This window comes from Pseudomonas sp. SCPG-7, assembly GCF_002156405.1.
GTDB classification, from domain to species: Bacteria; Pseudomonadota; Gammaproteobacteria; order Pseudomonadales; family Pseudomonadaceae; genus Aquipseudomonas; species Aquipseudomonas parakoreensis.
On the sequence record NZ_MVOO01000035.1, the window covers coordinates 1 to 20,034 of the forward strand.

Here is a 20,034-nt window from a genome sequence, read left to right on the forward strand (position 1 = left end):
GGTTCGATCCCCATCGTCCACCCCATATTTCGAAAGGCGCCAGATTTAACAGTCTGGCGCCTTTTTTGTTTTACGGTTTGTGGTTTGTTGTGCTGGGTTTCAGGTCGAAGGGCAGGGCGTTTCGTCGTGTTTACGGGCTTGCAGCCTGCGTGTCGACCACCGGCCATGTTCGCTGGATCGGCCGTCAGGGAGATGGCTCGCAGTCTCTTCTATATATAGAAGCGGTTGAAGCAGACCCCTGGCGTGATGGTCTTTATTCGTCTTCGGGGTGGAATGCATTGCTGCATTCACACCTATAAATGGCCTGCTGTTTTTTTACCCGTTTTCAGTAGGGTGACTTCTTGAGTTTGACCCACTAGAATGCATGCCCTTGATTCTGGGGTCGGAAACGGCCGGCTAACGTCTGTGCAACGAGGAATATCCATGCAAGTTTCTGTTGAAAATACTACTGCTCTTGAGCGCCGCATGAGCGTCACCGTGCCGGCTGAGCGCATTGAGAGCCAGGTCAACAAGCGTCTGCAGCAGACTGCCCAAAAGGCCAAGATTGCTGGCTTCCGTCCAGGCAAAGTGCCAATGAGCGAAATCAAGCGCCGTTTCGGTGCTGACGCTCGTCAGGAAGCTGTTGGTGATGTCATCCAGTCCTCCTTCTATGAAGCCGTGGTTGAGCAGAAGCTGAACCCTGCCGGTTCGCCTTCGATCGAGCCGAAGTCGCTGGAAGCTGGCAAGGACCTGGAATACGTTGCCGTATTCGAAGTGTTCCCTGAGTTCACTGTTGCCGGTTTCGACGGCATCACTGTCGAGCGCCTGAGCGCTGACGTGGCTGACGCTGATCTGGACAAGATGCTGGACATCCTGCGCAAGCAGAACACCCGTTTTGAAGTGGCCGACCGCGCTGCCCAGAACGAAGACCAGCTGAACATCGATTTCGTCGGCAAGGTTGACGGCGAAGCATTCGCTGGCGGCTCTGCCAAAGGTACTCAGCTGGTGCTGGGTTCCGGTCGCATGATTCCGGGCTTCGAAGAAGGCCTGGTTGGCGCCAAGGCAGGCGAAGAGCGCGTTCTGAACCTGACCTTCCCTGAGGACTATCAGAACCTGGATCTGGCTGGTAAAACCGCCGAGTTCACCGTGACCGTCAACACCGTTTCCGAGCCGAAACTGCCAGAGCTGAACGAAGAATTCTTCGCTCAATTCGGCATCAAGGAAACCGGTCTGGAAGGCTTCCGCACCGAAGTTCGCAAGAACATGGAGCGTGAACTGCGTCAGGCCATCAAGTCCAAGGTGAAAAATCAGGTAATGGACGGTCTGCTGGCCACCAACCCGATCGAAGTGCCAAAGGCTCTGCTGTCCAACGAAGTTGACCGTCTGCGCGTGCAGGCTGTTCAGCAGTTCGGCGGCAACATCAAGCCTGATCAACTGCCGGCCGAGTTGTTCGAAGAGCAAGCCAAGCGCCGTGTAGTGCTGGGTCTGATCGTCGCTGAAGTGGTCAAGCAATTCGACCTGAAGCCTGACGAAGCCCGCGTTCGTGAAATGATTCAGGAAATGGCTTCGGCTTACCAGGAACCTGAGCAGGTCGTGTCCTGGTACTACAAGAACGAGCAGCAACTGAACGAAGTCCGTTCGGTTGTGCTGGAAGAACAAGTTGTGGATACTGTTCTGCAGAAAGCTAGCGTGACCGACAAATCGGTCTCTTACGAAGAAGCGGTCAAGCCGGTAGAAGCTCCAAAAGCCGACTGATTGTTTTTGCGTTAAGAAGTACACACATAAGCCAGCCTTCGAGCTGGCTTATGCGTATTCAAGACATAACTATTTGGGAGTGACTGCAGAGCATGTTCCGTAATTCGTATATTCAGCAGAACTCTGATATCCAGGCCGCCGGCGGCCTGGTCCCGATGGTTGTCGAGCAATCTGCTCGTGGCGAGCGCGCCTATGACATCTACTCGCGCCTTCTGAAGGAGCGCGTAATCTTTCTGGTGGGTCCTGTAGAGGACTACATGGCCAACCTGATCTGTGCGCAATTGCTGTTCCTTGAAGCGGAAAACCCGGACAAGGACATCCATCTCTATATCAACTCCCCGGGCGGTTCGGTGACAGCGGGCATGTCGATCTACGACACCATGCAGTTCATCAAGCCAAACGTATCGACGACGTGCATTGGTCAGGCGTGCAGCATGGGTGCATTCCTGCTGACGGCCGGTGCTCCAGGCAAGCGTTTCTGCCTGCCGAACTCGCGTGTGATGATTCACCAGCCGCTGGGCGGTTTCCAGGGCCAGGCCTCGGATATCGAAATCCATGCCAAGGAAATCCTCTTCATCCGCGAGCGTCTGAACACGCTGATGGCCAAGCACAGCGGTCGTACGCTTGAAGAAATCGAGCGCGATACCAACCGCGACAACTTCATGAGTGCAGAAGCTGCGAAGGAATACGGTCTGATCGACGAAGTCATCAACCAGCGTCCTGCGTAAAATAAGCAGCTCAAAATAAGGTGGGTCGGCAGGTCCGACCACCAGCGGGCTTGAAAAAGCCCGCAATAGCCTTCATCTTGTGTTGCAAGCCTATCGGATTTGGATCGAACGAATGACTGACACCCGCAACGGCGAGGACAACGGCAAGCTGCTCTATTGCTCCTTCTGTGGCAAAAGCCAGCATGAAGTACGCAAATTGATTGCCGGCCCCTCGGTCTTTATCTGCGACGAGTGCGTCGACTTGTGCAATGACATCATCCGCGAGGAGGTGCAGGAAGCACAGGCCGAAAGCAGCGCGCATAAATTGCCTTCGCCTAAAGAAATCAGCGGCATCCTTGACCAGTATGTAATCGGTCAGGAGCGTGCGAAAAAGGTTCTGGCCGTAGCGGTATACAACCACTACAAGCGTCTGAACCAGCGTGACAAGAAGGCTGACGACGTCGAACTCGGCAAGAGCAACATCCTGCTGATCGGCCCGACAGGCTCCGGTAAAACCCTGCTGGCCGAAACACTGGCCCGCCTGCTGAACGTTCCGTTCACCATCGCCGACGCCACCACCCTCACCGAGGCTGGCTACGTAGGTGAAGATGTCGAGAACATCATTCAGAAACTGCTGCAAAAGTGCGATTACGACGTGGAAAAGGCCCAGATGGGTATTGTCTACATCGACGAAATCGACAAGATTTCCCGCAAGTCCGACAACCCGTCGATCACCCGCGATGTTTCCGGTGAGGGCGTGCAACAGGCCTTGCTCAAGTTGATCGAAGGCACGGTCGCTTCCGTCCCGCCGCAAGGTGGCCGCAAGCATCCACAGCAGGAATTCCTGCAGGTCGACACCCGTAACATCCTGTTCATCTGCGGTGGTGCGTTCTCCGGTCTGGAAAAGGTTATTCAAAACCGTTCCACCAAGGGCGGCATCGGGTTCAACGCAGAAGTGCGCAGCAAGGAAGAGGGCAAAAAAGTCGGTGAATCCCTGCGTGAAGTCGAGCCTGATGATCTGGTCAAGTTCGGTCTGATCCCGGAATTCGTCGGTCGTCTGCCGGTTCTGGCGACGCTGGACGAGCTCGACGAGGCTGCGCTGATGCAGATCCTCACCGAGCCGAAAAATGCTTTGACCAAGCAGTATGCCAAGCTGTTCGAGATGGAAGGCGTGGATCTGGAGTTCCGGACCGACGCACTGAAATCGGTTGCCAAGCGAGCTCTGGAGCGTAAAACCGGTGCCCGTGGCCTGCGGTCGATTCTTGAAGGTGTGCTGCTCGACACGATGTACGAAATCCCTTCGCAGTCTGAAGTGAGCAAGGTCGTCATCGATGAAAGCGTGATTGAAGGCAAGTCCAAGCCACTGTATATCTACGAAAACAGTGAGCCGACGGCCAAGGCAGCGCCGGACGCGTAAGTGTCCACACTGCCGGTACAAAGAAGGGGCCTTCGGGCCTCTTTTTTTTTATGTCGTTTTTTACATCCGCTTTGCGCTTGTTTTTTTTCAAGGCAGCCCCCATCTTGGTTTCAAGCTTAACTCCATCTGATTACGGCCATATGGCCGCCGTAGAGGCGAAATCATGAAGACAACCATCGAATTGCCTCTCCTGCCATTGCGTGATGTCGTGGTTTATCCGCACATGGTTATCCCGCTGTTCGTGGGGCGCGAGAAATCCATCGAAGCCCTCGAGGCCGCGATGACGGGCGACAAGCAGATCCTGCTGCTGGCCCAGAGAAACCCGGCTGACGATGATCCCGGTGAAGACGCTCTCTATCGCGTAGGTACGATTGCGACGGTGCTGCAGCTGCTGAAGCTGCCAGACGGCACCGTCAAAGTTCTGGTCGAAGGTGAGCAGCGCGGCGCTGTAGAGCGCTTCAGCGAAGTCGACGGGCATTGCCGCGCCGAGGTCTCGCTGATCGACGAAGTCGATGCTGCCGAGCGCGAATCGGAAGTTTTCGTGCGCAGCCTGCTGTCGCAGTTCGAACAATATGTGCAGTTGGGCAAGAAAGTCCCGGCTGAAGTCCTGTCGTCGCTCAACAGCATCGATGAGCCTGGCCGCCTGGTTGACACCATGGCCGCGCACATGGCGCTGAAAATCGAGCAGAAGCAGGAAATCCTCGAAATCATCGATTTGTCGGCCCGCGTCGAGCACGTGCTCGCCTTGCTGGATGCCGAGATCGATCTGCTGCAAGTCGAAAAACGCATTCGCGGCCGCGTCAAAAAACAAATGGAACGCAGTCAGCGCGAGTACTACCTGAATGAGCAGATGAAGGCTATTCAGAAAGAGCTGGGTGACGGTGACGAAGGTCACAACGAAATCGAAGAGCTGAAAAAGCGCATCGATGCGGCCGGCCTGCCGAAGGATGCCCTGGCCAAGGCCACCGCCGAGCTGAACAAGCTCAAGCAAATGTCGCCGATGTCCGCTGAAGCCACCGTGGTGCGCTCCTACATCGACTGGCTGGTGCAGGTGCCGTGGAAGGCGCAGAGCAAGGTACGTCTCGACCTGGCGCGTGCGGAAGACATTCTCGATGCCGATCATTACGGCCTTGAAGAGGTCAAGGAACGCATCCTTGAATACCTCGCCGTGCAAAAACGTGTGAAGAAGATTCGTGGCCCGGTGTTGTGCCTGGTCGGTCCGCCTGGCGTGGGTAAAACTTCGCTGGCGGAGTCGATTGCTCACGCCACTAACCGCAAATTCGTGCGCATGGCCTTGGGTGGCGTGCGTGACGAGGCGGAAATTCGTGGTCACCGCCGGACTTACATCGGTTCGATGCCAGGAAGATTGATTCAAAAGATGACAAAAGTGGGCGTGCGCAACCCGCTGTTCCTGCTCGATGAAATCGACAAAATGGGCAGCGACATGCGCGGCGACCCGGCGTCGGCGTTGCTGGAAGTGCTCGATCCGGAGCAGAACCACAACTTCAACGATCACTACCTGGAAGTCGATTACGACTTGTCCGATGTGATGTTCCTGTGCACCTCGAACTCGATGAACATCCCGCCAGCACTGCTGGACCGGATGGAAGTCATTCGTCTGCCGGGTTACACCGAAGACGAAAAGATCAACATCGCCGTCAAGTACCTGTCGCCGAAGCAGATCGCCGCCAACGGTCTGAAGAAGGGTGAGCTGGAATTCGACGAGGAAGCGATCCGCGACATCATCCGTTACTACACCCGTGAAGCCGGTGTGCGTGGCCTCGAACGTCAGATCGCCAAAGTCTGCCGCAAGGCCGTGAAAGAACATGCGCTGGAAAAACGTTTCTCGGTAAAAGTGACAGCTGACCTGCTGGAGCATTTCCTCGGCGTGCGTAAATTCCGCTACGGTCTGGCAGAGCAACAGGATCAGATCGGTCAGGTGACTGGCCTGGCGTGGACGCAGGTGGGCGGCGAATTGCTGACCATCGAAGCGGCTGTGGTTCCGGGCAAAGGTCAACTGATCAAGACCGGTTCGTTGGGCGATGTAATGGTCGAATCGATCACTGCAGCCCTGACCGTTGTGCGCAGCCGTGCCAAGAGCCTGGGCATTCCGCTGGACTTCCACGAGAAGCGCGACACCCACATTCACATGCCGGAAGGCGCGACGCCGAAAGACGGTCCAAGCGCCGGTGTAGGCATGTGCACGGCATTGGTATCGGCATTGACCGGGATTCCGGTGCGCGCCGATGTCGCCATGACGGGTGAAATCACCTTGCGTGGTCAAGTGCTGGCAATCGGTGGTCTGAAGGAAAAACTGCTCGCCGCCCACCGCGGTGGAATCAAGATTGTGATTATTCCGGAAGAGAACGTGCGCGATCTGAAGGAGATTCCTGACAATATCAAGCAGGATCTGCAGATTAAACCGGTTAAATGGATTGACGAGGTCCTGCAAATTGCGCTGCAATACGCGCCGGAGCCCTTGCCGGATGTGGCTCCGGAGATAGTTTCCAAGGACGAAAAACGTGAGTCTGATTCAAAGGAAAGAATTAGCACGCATTAATACGTTTTTGCCTGGGGGGCTTCCTTGACAGCTTTTTAGAGCCCTTGTTATAAAGCGGCTCTTAAGTGTCTGTAGGCCATTCAGCACTCGTTTTTGCTTTCACCAAAAAACTTAGAATCATCTCAAAATAGATATAAGGGGACTTAGAGTGAACAAGTCGGAACTGATTGATGCTATCGCTGCATCCGCTGATATCCCGAAAGCTGCTGCTGGCCGTGCGCTGGACGCTGTTATCGAATCCGTCACTGGCGCTCTGAAGGCCGGCGACTCCGTTGTTCTGGTTGGTTTCGGCACTTTCTCCGTGACTGATCGTCCAGCTCGCGTTGGTCGCAACCCACAGACCGGCAAGACGCTGCAAATCGCTGCTGCTAAAAAGCCAGGTTTCAAAGCCGGTAAAGCACTGAAAGAAGCTGTTAACTAAGTTAGTTTGTTTCAGGTTTTTACCCATCCGGGTCGGGGTCATGCCTGACTTGGCAGCGGAGCGGTAGAGCAGGTCGCTGGAACAGCTGCCTGTAACGCCGGGATCGAGGGTTCGAGCCCTGTCCGCTCCGCCAGTTACGAGAAGGCGCATCCTCGGATGCGCCTTTCTTCTATCCGGATTCTACCCACGCTCCACGGTTGCCAAATTTTTGAAGTTCAACCGTTTCTGGGGGACGCATGCTGCAGAATATCAGGGACAATTCACAAGGCTGGATTGCCAAGACCATTATCGGGGTCATCGTTGCACTGATGGCTCTGACCGGTTTCGACGCTATTTTCAAGGCCACGACGCACACCAACGATGCGGCCAAGGTCAATGGTGAAGAAATCAGCCAGAACGAGCTGAGCCAGGCCGTTGACATGCAACGCCGTCAGCTGATGCAACAGCTGGGCAAGGACTTCGATGCTTCCTTGCTTGACGAAAAAATGCTCCGCGAGTCGGCCCTCAAGGGCCTGATCGATCGCAAGCTGCTGTTGCAAGGCGCAGAACAATCGAAATTCGCTTTCTCCGAAGGTGCACTGGATCAGGTGATCCTGCAGACCCCTGAATTCCAGGTGGACGGCAAGTTCAGCTCCGAGCGCTTTGATCAGGTGATCCGTCAACTGGGCTACACCCGCATGCAATTCCGCCAGATGCTGGCTCAGGAAATGCTGATCGGTCAGTTGCGCGCCGGTGTTGCCGGCAGCGGTTTCGTCACCGACGCTGAAGTGCTGGCATTCGCCCGTCTGGAAAAACAGACCCGCGATTTCGCTTCGCTGAACGTCAAGGCCGACCCGGCCGCGGTCAAGCTGACCGACGATGAGGTCAAGGCTTACTACGACGAGCACGCCAAGGAGTTCATGACCCCTGAGCAGGTGGTTGTCGATTACGTCGAGCTGAAGAAGTCTTCATTCTTCGACCAGGTTGCGGTCAAGGACGAAGACCTGCAGGCGGCGTATCAGAAAGAGATCGCCAACCTGTCGGAACAGCGCCGCGCCGCGCATATCCTGATCGAAGTCAACGACAAGACCACCGACGCTCAGGCCAAGGCCAAGATCGAAGAAGTCCAGGCGCGTCTGGCCAAGGGCGAGAAATTCGAAGCGCTGGCCAAGGAGTTCTCGCAGGATCCGGGCTCGGCCAACAATGGCGGTGACCTCGGTTTTGCCGGTCCTGGCGTCTATGATCCAGCTTTCGAAAAAGCCCTGTACTCGCTGAACAAGGACCAGGTGTCCGAGCCGGTGCGTACCGACTTCGGTTACCACCTGATCAAGCTGCTGGGTGTTGAAGCGCCGGAAGTTCCGACCCTGGCCAGCCTGAAAGACAAGCTGACCCGCGAGCTGAAGACTCAACAGGTCGAGCAGCGTTTTGTCGAGGCGACCAAGCAACTGGAAGACTCGGCGTTCGAAGCGTCTGACCTGGCCCAGCCAGCGGCAGATCTGAAACTGACTGTGCACACCTCCAAGCCGTTCGGCCGTGAAGGTGGTGAAGGCATTGCGGCCAACCGTGCTGTGGTGAGCGCTGCATTCAGCCAGGAAGTGCTGGAAGAAAACGCCAACAGCACCGGCATCGAGCTGGACCCGGAAACCGTGGTCGTGCTGCGTGCCAAGGAACACCTGAAGCCTGAGCAGTTGCCTCTGGAAGCCGTCAACACGGCGATTCGCGCGCAGTTGACCAAGGAGCATGCCAGTGCTGCGGCCAAGACCAAGGCTGACCAGCTGATCGCCAGTCTGCGCGATGGCAAGACTCCGCTGGACAAGGCTGTCGAGGGTCAGAACTGGAAGGTTGTCACGGCGGCCACTCGCGCTCAGGAAGGGGTTGATCCGACTGTGCTGCAGGCGTTGTTCCGTATGCCGAAACCGGCGGCCAAGGGCAAGCCGACGTTCAGCAGCGTGACCTTGCAGGACGGTAGCCTGATGATCGTGCGCCTGGACGGTGTGAATGAAGCAGTAGCGCCGACTGATGAAGAGAAGGCGCAGTACCGTCGCTTCCTTGCTTCGCGTGAAGGTCAGCAGGATTTCGCGGCGTTCCGCAAGCAGTTGGAAAGTCAGGCGGATATCAAGCGCTATTGATGTTTGACTGAGCGGTAACAGGAAAGCCCCGATCTGATGGTCGGGGCTTTTTTATGCTTGGGATTTGGCTGTTTCCGTTGTTTTGGGTGTGGCGGCTGGCCGTTTCGCCCGTGCGGCGAGTGGCTGCGACTTTTTCCGGCAAACCATGGTCAATAGGGTTGTAACGGCTTTAAGACACAATCCATGCGCCGCAGGGCCAAGTTCTGTTGCACAATACGCCCCGGACTGTTTTCCCTCAGGATGTTCAATGTTGATTTCAACTCCCATGCGTGTCGTTGGGTTGGCGCTGTTGTTGACCGCTGTTGCTGGCTGTTCGAAGGACAAGCCGATCTATGAGCATGAGAACTTCGATGATTCCGGCACGTTCTCGCGCAATTATCCGGTGGCCGACACCGCGAGTTGCGAGGCGGCCCGTCGTGCGTTGCTCAGCCAGGGCTACATCATCACCAGCAGTGACCCGAAACTGATCAGTGGCCACAAAAGCTTCCAGCAAACCGGTGAAACCCACATGGAGATCAGCTTCAACGTGGTGTGTACCGAAGACGGCAGTTCCAAACACCATGCCACGGTGTTCGCCAATGCCTTGCAGGATCGCTACGCGTTGAAAAAGACCAACAACTCTGCCAGCCTCGGGGTCGGCGTGTTGGGTTCGGTGTCGATGCCGATCGGCTCGTCCGATGATTCGATGGTCAAGGTGGCCAGTGAGACCGTGACGTCGCAGAAGTTCTACGAGCGCTTCTTCACCCTGGTTGAGCTGTTCCTGCCGGCCGATGCGAAGAAAGCCGCGCACATTGAAGAAAAACCCAAGACTGATCTGGGTGTCCCGGAGCCGAAGCCTGCTGCTGTAGCGCCGACAACACCTGCCCCGGCAGTCGAGACAGCGCCAGCGCCACCGCCAGCCGGCATTGTCGAGCCAGCCCAGACCATGACGCCGGCCACTCCGGCGGTGACGCCTGCGCCGGCCACGGTTGCACCGACGCCAGCGGGTTCCGAACCCGTGGTGCCGCCTGCGGAATCCGCGCCGATCACCCCGGCACCGAGTGCAGATCCTGCACCGGCTGCCGAAACGATCACGCCGCCGGCCAACCCGACCAATATCCCGCCGCCATCGGAGCCGATTCCGGCGATGCAGTGAGCCGCGCGGGGCTCTGCTGTGGGAGCGGGGGGGGGCTCGCTCCCACATTTGTTTTGTGGCGCACTCAAATCCCGTTACATTCTCCGGACAAAATTCCAGCGATAAATTCCTGACCACCTGCTACGTTTTATTCATGAAGGCGGGGATGTCACGTTCCCTTCATACGGGCACGATACGCTCGAGGCACTGGTCACTTGACCGGGCTGTTTTTTTAGCGGGCAGTAGGGGGATGAGGCGATGGACGATTATCAAGAAGAACTGCTCGAATACCAGGCGTATGAACTCGATCAGCCAGAACCGGCCGAAGACGCCACCGAGTTGTAAGGCGTCAGGCGATTTTGCGATGACTGCGGCGAAACTCGCCGGGGGTCTGGCCGCTCCAGCGTTTGAAGGCGCGTTGAAACGCCTCGGCTGAAGCAAAGCCCAGCAGATAGGCGATCTCACCGAACGCCAGTTCGGTGTCGCGGATGTAGGTCATTGCCAGGTCGCGGCGGGTGTCGTTGAGTATGGCGCGAAACTGTGTGCCTTCCTCGGCCAGTTTGCGCCGCAAGGTCCAGGTCGGTAGCTTCAGACGCGCCGCCACTTCTTCCAGGTCGGGTTCCCGGCCACCATTGAGCAACGGCCCCAACAACTGTGTGATGCGTTCGCGCAGGCTGCGGGTGCGGGTCAATTGCTCCAGTTCCCGTTCACACAACGCAAGCAAGTGTTTCCAGGTGCTTGGGCAGTGTTCCGGGTTGCGCAGCGCGAGGCTGGCGAGGCTCAAGCGCAGTTGATTGCGTTCGGAGCCGAACTGGATCGGGCAATCGCCCAGCACGCTATAGGCGTCGCGATAGTCCGGCGCGTCAAATTCGATGTCGATGCGCTCGGCGCGCAAAGGCTCGCGGCTGACGCTGGACAGCTGATGCAGCCAGCCGGCGATGATCGAATCCACCACAAAGCGGTTATAGGCGTTGTACGGGCTGATCGAATAGAAGCGCAGCCACGCGCCATGGGCGTCCTCGTGAAAGCTCGACTGCCCGCGATAGTTGGAACCGTACAGTGGCTCGAAACGGATCAGGCAGCGGGCCGCTTCGCGCACGGTCGGTGCCTGTGCAGCGGTGACCCCGGCGAGCCCGGCCTGACTCAAGCGGCTGAGTTGGCCCATGCTCAGGCCCAGTGCCGGATCGCCGGTCAACTGGATCGCGCTGTGCCCCAGCCGCATGTAACGCGGGATCGACAGTCGCGCGCCGGCTTCGGCCAATCGCGCGGCATCCAGGCCATATTGTTCGAGCAGCGGTTGCGGCTCGACGCCGTGGCTGCGCACGGCATCAGCCAGGCTGTGCACGAAGCCTACCGACAGATCCCCAAGGCGCATCGGCAGCGGTTTCATGGCTTACAACCAGATGTTCAGCAGACGCGCGCCACGGGCTTCGCCATCGGCGAATTGCTGGCCGTTGCTGCTGAGGAAGCTTTGGCCCGAGCCGGGCTTGTCCCAGAACTGGCCGCGCAGGAACACGCTCATGCCGGCGATCGCACGGCTGCTCGGCGGCTGCGCGGTGAGCGTCAGGCGATGCCAGGCCTGACCTTCACTGATTTCCCCGGGCTTGAGGCTGACCGACCCCGGTGTACTTGAGCCCTTATAACCGGCCCACGGCTGATTCCACGCACCGTGACCCACGACGAAGGCCGGCACCGCTACCAGTTGCGCGCCTTGCTCGTCGAGTTGGCGATAGTTGTCGGGGTACCAGCTGTCGCTGCCGATCAGCACGCCCAGGCGTCCGGCCGGCGTGTCGACCACGTTGATCGCGTGGGCGTCTTCGCCCTCGATCACATCGCGCTGTTCGAAGATCGGGTGCATTTGCCGCTGGGGCTGGCCCAGCGGTACACCATCACGGCCAAACACCACGCTGCTGTTGAACAGCGCGCCGCTGCCGGGCTTGAGCTGGCCGTCGCGGATGCTCGGTTCGGGCAGGACGATGGAGCCGGCCACCAGCGTCACGTGGAATTCCTTGGCCAGACCACCGAATAACGTCTGGTAATCCTTGGCCATGGCTTTGGACTTCATCCGCAGGTGGGCATCGTCGAGGCGATTGTCGCCCTTGGCAGTAAGCCAGGCGCGGGCGAACAGCAACGGATTGCTCGCCGCCAGCCAATTCATCGCTTCGACCAGGGTCGGCGCCTGGTACAGCTCGTCTTTCTCGCCGCTGATCATCAGCCAGGTACCGACATGCTCGGGCAGCACCACCACGGTTTTTTCATTCAGCAGCCCCTGATCCTGCGCTTGCTGCAGATAGGCCGCGAGTTTGCGGTGCAGGCGCTCCGGGCTTTGGTAGTCGGTGGGGAACAGTTCCGGCTGGATACCCAGCAAGTTGCCACGGTCGCCGGGCGTGCCCTGATCGACCGCCAGTTTGATGCGCAGGTCCGACAGGTAATGTCCCGCCGGCCGGTCCGCCGCCCACATGGCGTAGGTGGTCAGGGTGGCAACGATGGCCATGGAGAAAAACAGGTACAGAAGTTTGCGCATGAAAACCAACAACAACCGGGTACAGGGTGTGGCGACTAGGGTAGGGCGCATGCCTGCGCTTGCCAAGGGGCGCTGCGCATTTGGATCAATAACTTGTCAGTTTCGGTCATTGAGTGACAGCAGTGCGACTCTTAGTCTGTCGAACATGACTGACGGGGGACGCAGAGCTCCCGCAATTTCCGTGATCGCACGTTGTGGAGTTACCGATGACCGCCGCTCATTACCCGCACCTGTTGGCCCCGCTGGACCTGGGATTCACCACACTGCGCAACCGCACCCTGATGGGCTCGATGCACACTGGCCTTGAAGAGAAACCGGGTGGCTTCGAACGCATGGCGGCGTACTTCGCCGAACGTGCTCGTGGCGGCGTCGGCCTGATGGTCACCGGCGGTATCGGACCGAACGACGAGGGTGGCGTGTACTCCGGCGCAGCCAAGCTGACCACCGAGGAAGAAGCGCTCAAGCATCGCATCGTCACTCGCGCAGTGCACGAGGCGGGCGGCAAGATCTGCATGCAGATCCTCCACGCCGGGCGCTATGCCTACAGTCCGAAACAGGTTGCGCCAAGCGCGATTCAGGCGCCGATCAACCCGTTCAAGCCCAAAGAACTGGACGAGGAAGGCATCGAGAAACAGATCAGCGATTTCGTCACCTGTTCGGTACTGGCGCAGAGCGCCGAGTATGACGGTGTGGAAATCATGGGCTCGGAAGGTTATTTCATTAACCAGTTCCTTGCCGCGCACACCAACCACCGTACCGACCGCTGGGGCGGCAGTTACGAAAATCGTATGCGCCTGCCGGTGGAAATCGTCCGTCGAGTGCGTGAAGCGGTCGGCCCGAACTTCATCATCATTTTCCGTTTGTCGATGCTCGATCTGGTCGAGGGCGGCAGCAGTTGGGAAGAGATCGTGACCCTGGCCAAAGCCATCGAGCAGGCCGGCGCGACCATCATCAACACTGGCATCGGCTGGCACGAAGCGCGGATCCCGACCATCGCCACCAAGGTGCCGCGCGCGGCGTTCAGCAAGGTCACCGCCAAACTGCGTGGTTCGGTGAACATTCCGCTGATTACCACCAACCGCATCAACACCCCGGAAATCGCCGAGCAGATCCTCGCTGAAGGCGATGCCGACATGGTCTCGATGGCGCGGCCGTTCCTCGCCGATCCGGAATTCGTCAACAAAGCTGCAGAAGGCCGCGCTGACGAAATCAACACCTGCATCGGTTGCAACCAGGCGTGCCTCGATCACACCTTCGGCGGCAAGCTCACCAGTTGCCTGGTCAACCCGCGTGCCTGCCATGAAACCGAGCTCAACTATCTGCCGGTACAGCAGATCAAGAAGATCGCTGTGGTCGGTGCCGGCCCTGCCGGCCTGTCCGCCGCGACCGTGGCCGCTGAGCGCGGACATCAGGTGACCTTGTTCGATTCCGCCAGCGAAATCGGCGGCCAGTTCAACATCGCCAAGCGGGTGCCGGGCAAGGAAGAGTTCTTCGAAACCCTGCGCTACTTCAAGCGCAAGCTGCAGACGACGAATGTCGAGGTGTGCCTGAACACCCGCGTCGACGTGGCGAAACTGGTCGAGGGCGGTTACGACGAAATCATCCTCGCCACCGGCATCGCGCCGCGCGTGCCGGCGATTCCGGGCGTGGAGAATGCCAAGGTGCTGAGCTACCTGGACGTGATCCTTGAGCGCAAACCGGTGGGCAAGCGCGTGGCGGTGATCGGCGCGGGCGGCATCGGTTTCGATGTCTCGGAATTCCTTGTGCACCAAGGCGTGGCCACCAGTCTGGATCGCACCGCGTTCTGGAAAGAGTGGGGCATCGACACCCATCTGGAAGCGCGTGGTGGCGTGGCCGGGATCAAAGCTGCGCCGCACGCGCCGGCTCGCGAAGTGTTCCTGTTGCAGCGCAAGAAAACCAAGGTCGGTGATGGTCTGGGCAAGACCACCGGCTGGATTCACCGCACCGGTCTGAAGAACAAGCAGGTGCAGATGCTCAACAGCGTCGAATACCTGAAGATCGACGACGAAGGCTTGCACATCCGTATCGGCGAAACCGGCGAGCCGCAAGTGCTGGCGGTGGACAATATCGTGATTTGCGCCGGCCAGGATCCACTGCGGGACCTTCAGGAAGGTCTGGTAGCAGCGGGGCAGAACGTGCACCTGATCGGTGGTGCCGATGTGGCAGCGGAGCTGGATGCCAAGCGCGCGATCAATCAGGGGTCGCGTCTGGCCGCTGAGCTCTAAGCTACGCCGCTTAACCTGTGGGAGCGAGCTTGCTCGCGAAGGCGTGGTGTCAGTCGACATATATATTGGCTGACACACCGCTTTCGCGAGCAAGCTCGCTCCCACAGTGTTTGTGTTGTTCACTGATTCGGTGAACAACATCGAACCAATGCAGGCGTGAGCCTGCTCGCGATGGCTGCTTATGAGCGACTAGAATGCCGGCTCTACTCAGAATGATCAGTCGCCCATGCTTCTTCCTCCCGCCCACTGGTTGCCCCAAGCTCCCCTCCAAATGCTCGAACTCGACTGGCTCACCCGCGCCGGAATCGAGGTCGCGATCCTGCGTCTGGACCAGATCGACCCGCTGATCAGCGGCAACAAATGGTTCAAACTCGTCGAGCATCTCAAGGCCGCCGACCGCGCTGGCGCGCAGGGCGTCATCAGCCTCGGTGGTGCGCATTCCAATCATCTGCATGCGCTCGCGGCGGCGGGCAAACGTCTTGGCTTCGAAACGGTTGGCCTGTTGCGCGGCCATCCACAGCAAACGCCGACGGTCAGCGATCTGCAAGCGTTCGGCATGCAACTGCACTGGCTTGGTTACGGCGGCTATCGGGCGCGGCATGAACCGGGGTTCTGGGAGCCGTGGCAGTCGCAGTATCCAGATTTTCATGCGGTGCCGGAGGGCGGTGGCGGATTGGCGGGCGCATTGGGCTGCAAGGTGTTGAAGGAGCAGGTGATCGCGCAACTGGGCAACCTGGGCTGGAGCAATTATCACGGCTGGTGGCTGGCCTGCGGCACCGGGACGACGCTGGCAGGGCTGGTGCTCGCCGAGGCAGGTGCGCATCCGGTGTATGGCGCACTGGCGGTGCCCGAGGATCATGGGGTGGCGCCGCAGGTGGCGGCGATTATGCAGGAGGCAGGTGTCGCTGCTGCCGACTACGAGCTGCTCGACGCCAGTCGCGGTGGCTTCGCCAAGGTTGACGCGCAGCTACTTGCATTCATCGAGAGCATTGAACGCTGTAGCGGCGTTGCGCTGGAGCCGCTGTACACCGGCAAGGCGTTGCTGGCGCTCAAGGAGCGGATCGAGGCGGGCGGATTCGCGTCAGGTACACGGTTGATCTTCGTGCACACGGGTGGGTTGCAAGGGCGGCGAGGATTCGTTTCCTACAGTTGAACTTCTGTGGCGAGGGAGCTTGCTCCCGCTCGGCGGCGCAGCCGTCGCTAATCCAGCAAATACGGTCCGCCTGTCAGTCCACATTTTTGAACTCAGGACTGCTGCGCAGCCCAGCGGGAGCAAGCTCCCTCGCCACAGGGGAATATCACCGAGGCGGTGTTCAACCGCGCTTGGGCATCATCCGCAGCAAGGTGTTATCGCCCACCACATAATGGTGATAAAGCCCCGCCAGCGCATGCAGGCCGATCAGCCAGTAGCCGATATTGCCGATCAACACATGCCAGTGCTCGACCTGCTTGGCGAATGCCTTGTCTTCATGAACCAGCAACGGCAGATCGAAACCGTAGAACATCACCTGATGCCCCTCGGCGCTGGTAATCAGCCAGCCAAGAATCGGCATGCTGATCATGAACAGGTACAACAACCAGTGCATCACCCGCGCCAGCAGAGTCTGCCATTGTGGCGAGGCCGGGAAGATTTTCGGTGCCGGGCCGATGCTGCGGGCCACCAGGCGAAACCACACCAGCACGAACACAGTCAGGCCAAGCATGTAATGCACTTCGCGAATCAGCGAGCGGCCGCCGCTGCCCTTGGGAAAGATCCCGCGCAACTCCATGCTGGCATAGACCAGGATCAACAGGATCAGCATCAGCCAGTGCAGCAGCACGGACACGGTGCTGTAGCGCGATTCGGAACTTGTCCACGGCATACGGTGTTTCCTCACAGATCAGGTCGCCACGTGCCGTTCTTGTGCGACGGCATGCTTTAACTGTAATCCGCTTTGGCGGATTTGCCTGAGGCTGATCGGAGTTTCAATGCGCTGACTCAAGGCTTCAGCCATAAAAAAACGCCAGCGTTGCGAAGACCCTGGCGTTTTTTCTGACGACAAGACGCAATCAGCTCGATTGCGGCATCTCACCGTTGGCCAGACGCTTGTTGATGTCGGCAATCACTTCCGGCAGGTCGCTGATGGTGTCGATCATGTAGTGCGGGCGCGAATCGGCGAACAGCGCGTGGATGCGTTTGCGTTCGCTGGCCAGTTCGTCGCTGCCCAGCGCCCGGTAGCCGGCGTAATCCAGGCCCAGTGCGTTGCCCGAGCAGATCAGCGCCACGGTCCACATCCCGGCGCGACGGCCCTCGAGGATGCCCGGCACGGTGTCGTCGATCTTCACGCAGGCCGCGACATCATCGATGCCCAACGCAATCACGTTGGCCAGGGCCTGAGCCGGCCATGGGCGACCGTTCGGCACTTCGTCGGTGGCGACCACGTGGTCGGCAACGTAGCCGTTAGTGGCAGCCAGCGCCACGACCTTGTCCATCACCTGTTTCGGGTAGCCGGAGCAGGAACCGATCTTGATCCCTTGCTGACGCAGGTTGGCAATGGTTTCCAGCGCGCCGGGAATCAGCGCCGAGTGCTCGGCGATCTTCTCGATCTGCAGCGGCATGAAGCGATTGTAGATGGCGGTCACGTCATCGTCGGTCGGGGTGCGGCCGAAGGCTTTGCGATAGCGTTCGGCGACCTGCGGCTGATTGCACAGGGTGCGGATGTGGTCCCATTTGCCCATGCCCATCGGGCCACGGGCTTCGTCGATGGACACCTGAACGTCGAACTCGGCGAAGGCTTCGACGAAGATCTGCGTTGGCGCGAACGAGCCGAAATCGACCACGGTGCCGGCCCAGTCGAGGATCGCGGCTTGCAGTTTGCTTGGGTTTACGTAGTTCATGGCAATAAGAATCCTGTGTTGGCAATGCAATTCAAAAGGTTCGGCGATCCTGTGGGAGCGGGCTTGCCCGCGATGGGGCCCTTTCAGTCGACATCTATGCTGATGGTCAGACCGCTATCGCGGGCAAGCCCGCTCCCACAGGTATCGTGGTGATTCAGATCTCCAGCACTTCCATCTCGCGCAGCACTTCACCCACCGCCGCCACGGCCTGGCGCATTTCGTCCGGGTTGACGTGGCCGATGCAGCCGACGCGGAAGGTCTCGACCTGGGTCAGTTTGCCGGGGTAGAGGATGTAGCCCTTCGCCTTGACCCGTTCGTAGAAGTCCTTGAATTGGTAGCGCGGGTCTTGCGGGGCATGGAAGGTGGCGATGATCGGGGCCTGGATCGCCGCCGGCAGGAAGCTGCGCAGGCCGAGTTTGCCCATCTCGTCCATCAGTGCCTGACAGTTGGCGGCGTAGCGCGCATGGCGAGCGGGCAGGCCACCTTCTTCGTTGTATTGCAGCAACGCTTCGTGCAGCGCCGCGACCACGTGGGTCGGCGGGGTGAAGCGCCATTGACCGGTCTTCTGCATATAGGTGTGCTGGTCATACAGGTCCATCGCCAGCGAGTGCGAGTTGCCAGCGGCTGCGGCCAGCGATTCCTTGCGAGCGAAGACAAAACCCATCCCCGGCACGCCTTCCAGGCACTTGCCCGAGGCGGCGATCAGCGCATCGAACGGGACTTTTTGCGCATCCACCGGCAGCGCACCGAACGAGCTCATGGCGTCGATGATCAGGCACTTGCCGTGCTGCTGCACGACGTCAGCGATTTCCGGCAGCGGGTTGAGGATGCCGGTGCTGGTTTCGCAGTGGATCAGCGCGACATGGGTGATGTCGCCATCGGCGCGCAGCAGGCGGTCGACGTCGGCGGCGGTGGTCGGTTCGTCTTCGGCGGTTTCGAAGGTGCTGAACGAGCGGCCGAGCACTTCGCAGATTTTCGCCAGACGCTTGCCGTAGGCGCCGTTGATCAGCACCAGTACCTTGCCGTCACGTGGCACCAGTGTGCCGATGGCGGCTTCGACGGCAAAGGTGCCGCTGCCCTGCAACGGCACGCAATGGTGAGTGGCGGCGCCGTTGAGGATCGCCAGCAATTGCTCGCAGAGGCTGGCGGTCAGTTGATTGAAGCGATCATCCCATGACCCCCAATCGACCAGCATTGCCTGGCGGGTGCGGGCCGAGGTGGTCAACGGGCCGGGAGTGAGCAGGATGGGTGCGGCAGTACTCATTCGTGTGTCCTCGCGATAGCGCTGTGGGATGAAGCTACGGGGCATACGTTGCAATTCGCCGAGTCATCAATCAAATTGTTTGTTGTTATGCCAGCCATCAGTGAGGGTTATTCATGAATCTGTTCCAGCTGCGCGCTTTCGACGCCGTGGCCCGGGAAGGCAGCTTCACCCGCGCCGCCGCGCGCCTGTTCATCAGCCAGCCAGCGGTGACCGGGCACATCAAGGCGCTGGAGGAGCACTACCAGATCACCCTGTTACGGCGCACCGCGCGTCGGGTCGAACTGACCGAGGAGGGCACCAAACTGGCGGCGATCACCCGCGCCATGTTCGGCCTGGCCGAAGAAGCGCAGACTCTGCTCGAGGCCAACCGTCAGTTGCTCACCGGGCGTCTGGAAGTGGCGGCGGACGGTCCGCACATGGTCATGCCGATGCTTGCCAGCCTGCGCGCGCGGTATCCGGGGATCACGGTGAATCTGCGTCTGGGCAATGCCCAGGAAACCCTCGCCGCGCTGTTATCGGAACACGCGGACGTGGCGGTGCTCACCGAGGTCGAACCGCGCAAGGGCCTGCATCTGCAAGCCTTGAGCGAATCGCGGATCTGCGCGCTGGTGCCCGCCGGGCATGCGTGGGCGCAGCGTAGCGGCGAGGTGCGGCTCAAGGAGCTGGATCAGGTGATCATGGTGTTGCGCGAGCCGAGTTCGATCACCCGCCGTACCTTTGATCAGGCGTGTGCGCAGGCGGCGGTCAATCCACGGGTGTTGCTGGAACTGGACAGTCGCGAAGCGGTGACCGAGGCGGTGGCGGCGGAACTGGGGGTGGGCGTGGTGTCATCGGTGGAAGTCAGCCATGACCCGAGGGTGGTAGCGCTGCCGATTGTCGGGGACGGGCTGGTGAACCGGCACATGATCGGCTGCGTGGAGCGGCGGCGGGAGTTGCGCTTGATTCAGGCGTTCTTCGCTCTGGCGCTGGCCTGATACCCCGTGGTGTCTTCATCGCTGGCAAGCCAGCTCCCACAGAATTTGTGTTGGCCCCCAAATTTGTGTGCGACGCCATACCTGTGGG

General features: G+C 59.4%; 16 protein-coding genes. 11 read left to right on the forward strand and 5 right to left on the reverse strand.

Features of this window, described 5'->3' with window-relative positions; genetic code table 11:
• The 8 genes from B1722_RS29680 to B1722_RS28230 form a co-directional block, all read left to right on the forward strand.
• Positions 1-299 (forward strand): hypothetical protein (locus B1722_RS29680; protein WP_218191438.1); only part of this gene is annotated, 299 nt, incomplete at its 5' end.
• Positions 300-423: 124 nt separating this feature from the next.
• Entirely contained in the window at positions 424-1,734 is a 1,311-nt protein-coding gene (gene tig, locus B1722_RS28200; RefSeq protein ID WP_041073914.1) for a trigger factor, read from the forward strand.
• A 92-nt stretch (positions 1,735-1,826) separates the two neighbouring features.
• Complete coding sequence (gene clpP, locus B1722_RS28205; RefSeq protein WP_007951559.1) at positions 1,827-2,462, forward strand: ATP-dependent Clp endopeptidase proteolytic subunit ClpP; 636 nt, start codon at positions 1,827-1,829, stop codon at positions 2,460-2,462.
• Between the two features lie 112 nt (positions 2,463-2,574).
• Positions 2,575-3,858 carry an ATP-dependent Clp protease ATP-binding subunit ClpX gene (clpX, locus tag B1722_RS28210; protein ID WP_003223632.1) on the forward strand — a complete coding sequence of 428 codons (1,284 nt, stop codon included), beginning with the start codon at positions 2,575-2,577 and terminating at the stop codon, positions 3,856-3,858.
• Positions 3,859-4,021: 163 nt separating this feature from the next.
• Complete coding sequence (lon, locus tag B1722_RS28215) at positions 4,022-6,418, forward strand: endopeptidase La (RefSeq protein ID WP_003223634.1); 2,397 nt, start codon at positions 4,022-4,024, stop codon at positions 6,416-6,418.
• Positions 6,419-6,566: 148 nt separating this feature from the next.
• The gene (locus tag B1722_RS28220; RefSeq protein WP_008077714.1) at positions 6,567-6,839 is read left to right on the forward strand and encodes an HU family DNA-binding protein; all 273 of its coding nucleotides are present in this window, start codon (positions 6,567-6,569) and stop codon (positions 6,837-6,839) included.
• Positions 6,840-7,075: 236 nt separating this feature from the next.
• Positions 7,076-8,947, forward strand: a complete 1,872-nt coding sequence (locus B1722_RS28225) for a SurA N-terminal domain-containing protein (protein WP_041073909.1) — start codon at positions 7,076-7,078, stop codon at positions 8,945-8,947.
• Between the two features lie 247 nt (positions 8,948-9,194).
• Positions 9,195-10,082, forward strand: a complete 888-nt coding sequence (locus tag B1722_RS28230; protein WP_041073907.1) for a DUF2242 domain-containing protein — start codon at positions 9,195-9,197, stop codon at positions 10,080-10,082.
• A gap of 328 nt (positions 10,083-10,410) precedes the next feature.
• On the opposite strand, the gene B1722_RS28235 is transcribed toward B1722_RS28230, so the two are convergent.
• Together B1722_RS28235 and B1722_RS28240 are read right to left on the reverse strand one after the other, a co-directional pair.
• Positions 10,411-11,451 carry an AraC family transcriptional regulator gene (locus tag B1722_RS28235; protein WP_086795013.1) on the reverse strand — a complete coding sequence of 347 codons (1,041 nt, stop codon included), beginning with the start codon at positions 11,449-11,451 and terminating at the stop codon, positions 10,411-10,413.
• A 3-nt stretch (positions 11,452-11,454) separates the two neighbouring features.
• Complete coding sequence (locus tag B1722_RS28240; RefSeq protein ID WP_086795017.1) at positions 11,455-12,585, reverse strand: carbon-nitrogen hydrolase family protein; 1,131 nt, start codon at positions 12,583-12,585, stop codon at positions 11,455-11,457.
• 206 nt (positions 12,586-12,791) lie between these two features.
• On the opposite strand from B1722_RS28240, the gene B1722_RS28245 reads away from it, so the two are divergent.
• Together B1722_RS28245 and B1722_RS28250 are read left to right on the forward strand one after the other, a co-directional pair.
• Positions 12,792-14,831, forward strand: a complete 2,040-nt coding sequence (locus tag B1722_RS28245) for an FAD-dependent oxidoreductase (RefSeq protein WP_041073903.1) — start codon at positions 12,792-12,794, stop codon at positions 14,829-14,831.
• A 226-nt stretch (positions 14,832-15,057) separates the two neighbouring features.
• Positions 15,058-15,984, forward strand: a complete 927-nt coding sequence (locus B1722_RS28250; RefSeq protein WP_086795014.1) for a 1-aminocyclopropane-1-carboxylate deaminase/D-cysteine desulfhydrase — start codon at positions 15,058-15,060, stop codon at positions 15,982-15,984.
• 160 nt (positions 15,985-16,144) lie between these two features.
• On the opposite strand, the gene B1722_RS28255 is transcribed toward B1722_RS28250, so the two are convergent.
• From B1722_RS28255 to B1722_RS28265, 3 genes are all read right to left on the reverse strand, one after another.
• Positions 16,145-16,693 (reverse strand): cytochrome b, encoded by a 549-nt coding sequence (locus B1722_RS28255; protein ID WP_041073899.1) that lies wholly within the window; start codon positions 16,691-16,693, stop codon positions 16,145-16,147.
• Positions 16,694-16,880: 187 nt separating this feature from the next.
• Positions 16,881-17,708 (reverse strand): phosphonoacetaldehyde hydrolase, encoded by an 828-nt coding sequence (phnX, locus tag B1722_RS28260; RefSeq protein ID WP_086795015.1) that lies wholly within the window; start codon positions 17,706-17,708, stop codon positions 16,881-16,883.
• Between the two features lie 154 nt (positions 17,709-17,862).
• Complete coding sequence (locus B1722_RS28265; RefSeq protein ID WP_086795016.1) at positions 17,863-18,972, reverse strand: 2-aminoethylphosphonate--pyruvate transaminase; 1,110 nt, start codon at positions 18,970-18,972, stop codon at positions 17,863-17,865.
• Between the two features lie 113 nt (positions 18,973-19,085).
• Here B1722_RS28265 and B1722_RS28270 point away from each other — a divergent pair, with 113 nt between their 5' ends.
• The gene (locus B1722_RS28270) at positions 19,086-19,946 is read left to right on the forward strand and encodes a LysR substrate-binding domain-containing protein (protein WP_041073895.1); all 861 of its coding nucleotides are present in this window, start codon (positions 19,086-19,088) and stop codon (positions 19,944-19,946) included.
• The last annotated feature ends 88 nt before the right edge of the window (positions 19,947-20,034 follow it).

Excerpts from the sequence above, each read along its gene's own strand:
- clpX (WP_003223632.1), top strand. The coding sequence starts at position 2,575 with ATGACTGACACCCGCAACGGCGAGGACAACGGCAAGCTGCTCTATTGC.
- lon (WP_003223634.1), top strand. The coding sequence starts at position 4,022 with ATGAAGACAACCATCGAATTGCCTCTCCTGCCATTGCGTGATGTCGTG.
- B1722_RS28230 (WP_041073907.1), top strand. The coding sequence starts at position 9,195 with ATGTTGATTTCAACTCCCATGCGTGTCGTTGGGTTGGCGCTGTTGTTG.
- B1722_RS28250 (WP_086795014.1), top strand. The coding sequence starts at position 15,058 with ATGCTTCTTCCTCCCGCCCACTGGTTGCCCCAAGCTCCCCTCCAAATG.
- B1722_RS28265 (WP_086795016.1), bottom strand. The coding sequence starts at position 18,972 with ATGAGTACTGCCGCACCCATCCTGCTCACTCCCGGCCCGTTGACCACC.
- tig (WP_041073914.1), top strand. The coding sequence starts at position 424 with ATGCAAGTTTCTGTTGAAAATACTACTGCTCTTGAGCGCCGCATGAGC.
- B1722_RS28240 (WP_086795017.1), bottom strand. The coding sequence starts at position 12,585 with ATGCGCAAACTTCTGTACCTGTTTTTCTCCATGGCCATCGTTGCCACC.
- B1722_RS28235 (WP_086795013.1), bottom strand. The coding sequence starts at position 11,451 with ATGAAACCGCTGCCGATGCGCCTTGGGGATCTGTCGGTAGGCTTCGTG.
- clpP (WP_007951559.1), top strand. The coding sequence starts at position 1,827 with ATGTTCCGTAATTCGTATATTCAGCAGAACTCTGATATCCAGGCCGCC.
- phnX (WP_086795015.1), bottom strand. The coding sequence starts at position 17,708 with ATGAACTACGTAAACCCAAGCAAACTGCAAGCCGCGATCCTCGACTGG.
- B1722_RS28225 (WP_041073909.1), top strand. The coding sequence starts at position 7,076 with ATGCTGCAGAATATCAGGGACAATTCACAAGGCTGGATTGCCAAGACC.
- B1722_RS28270 (WP_041073895.1), top strand. The coding sequence starts at position 19,086 with ATGAATCTGTTCCAGCTGCGCGCTTTCGACGCCGTGGCCCGGGAAGGC.
- B1722_RS28255 (WP_041073899.1), bottom strand. The coding sequence starts at position 16,693 with ATGCCGTGGACAAGTTCCGAATCGCGCTACAGCACCGTGTCCGTGCTG.
- B1722_RS28245 (WP_041073903.1), top strand. The coding sequence starts at position 12,792 with ATGACCGCCGCTCATTACCCGCACCTGTTGGCCCCGCTGGACCTGGGA.